The sequence below is a fragment of the Bartonella sp. AD328YNZD genome (assembly GCF_042196425.1).
In genome coordinates, this window is the sequence record NZ_JBHIQG010000544.1 from 1 (window position 1) to 1,141 (window position 1,141).

General features: G+C 37.0%; 1 protein-coding gene. It reads right to left on the bottom strand.

Features of this window, described 5'->3' with window-relative positions:
* Window positions 1–1,007: DNA translocase FtsK 4TM domain-containing protein (locus ACFIO3_RS13520; RefSeq protein ID WP_375704633.1), on the bottom strand; the 1,007-nt coding region annotated here is incomplete at its 3' end.
* Window positions 1,008–1,141 lie beyond the last annotated feature (134 nt).

Consider the following 1,141-nt stretch of genomic DNA (forward strand, 5'->3'; position numbering starts at 1 on the left):
GAAAGTTTTGCATCCCTAACAGACGGTGGTGGAACCGAAAGATAATCTACAAGTGGAAGAACAAAGCCACCATTTGAAGAAGCTGTTAAAGACTTTCGATTTTTAACAGGAGAAACATAAGCTTTATTTTTATTTTCCTCACGCTTTACTTTTTCACCTAAAAAAGTTGGCTCAATCCGATCAAATGGCTTTCCTTGCCCTTTACTCTGAAAACGCCTTTTGAAACAGAATAAACGAAAAAAACGCGCTTGTAAAAAATAAAAAAGATGCAAAAGAGCGCCACAAGTTGTCGCAAAAAAACCATGATTTTCACGATCCTCCTCTGCGGCATATTCCGTATCTTCTTCCAACTCAAAGACTGGATTAATGATTTCGTCTTTTGGAATGTTTTTTTCTTTTCTTTTCTTTGTTCGACGCCGCCATATTACATTACCAGCAAAAGCAGCGGTGAAAAAACCTAAAAGAATAAAAACAACACTGAAAAACACCGTGTAAGGAGGAGAAAGAAAAAGAGGAAAGACTGAAGAAGCAACACTTAAAACTTTATCTCCTAAAACCCCTCCCAATCCCATTGGCAATGGCCAATAAGTAAAAGAAGCAATAGGTGACATAAGAGCAAAAGCAATTAAAAAACAAATCGTTGATAGCACCCATAAAAAAAAGCGCAAAGTCAAATTGTAGATATTCTTTTGCGCCAACAAGAGAAAAGACCAAAATAACGGTGGCAACAAAACAGAAAGACTTGCCAAGCCAAAAAACTGCATAATAAAATCTGAAAAAATTGCCCCCATCCACCCCATAAGGTTTGTAACCTCATTTGTACTTGCATGAGTTAAAGATGGGTCCGCAACATTCCACGTCGCCAAAGCAAACACACAAAAAATAATAAAGCCCAAAAGCCCGAGCCCAATAAATACTCCTATCTGACGCAAAAACATCTCAATAAGACGCGAACCTTGAGAATTTCGCACTTCTAATGAATCATACGGAGAAGAACTTCGGTGCATCTATCAATTCCAAATACAAAACTTTCATATTTTAAAGAGTTATAACTCCCTCTCTCTCTTAAAAAAGGATGAAGCTTAAACTCTGTACCAATTTGTAAACAAATAGCCTGTAAACAATCCGACTTCTTATCTAG